Genomic DNA, 262 nt, shown 5'->3' with positions numbered 1-262 from the left:
ACAAAATCAGTGATGAGCTTATAATAAGCATTGGCCATCATCCAAATACTTTCCTTCTCATCCTCGAAAAATTCAATATTGTAGCCGTCTAGATTATTATTGATAGTTTTTATATAATCCTTTAGCACATGAGCTCCTCCGCCAACAAAGTAGCAGATTTCTGTTTGGGAATTTTTCTGCCATACATTACGTAATAGACGGTATTGTTTTTTGGCCAAATCAAGCAGAATTCGGTCTGTAATATCATGGACGCTTGTTCTGC

General features: G+C 36.3%; 1 protein-coding gene. It reads right to left on the bottom strand.

What is annotated here, in order from left to right; all coding sequences use genetic code 11:
• On the bottom strand, window positions 1-262 hold a 262-nt coding region (locus RYX56_RS23245; protein WP_439108531.1), incomplete at both ends, for an Alp7A family actin-like protein.

It is taken from the genome of Alkalihalophilus lindianensis (assembly GCF_032843265.1).
GTDB lineage: Bacteria > Bacillota > Bacilli > Bacillales > Bacillaceae_D > Alkalihalophilus > Alkalihalophilus lindianensis.
This window is presented reverse-complemented; position numbering and strand designations above follow the sequence as displayed.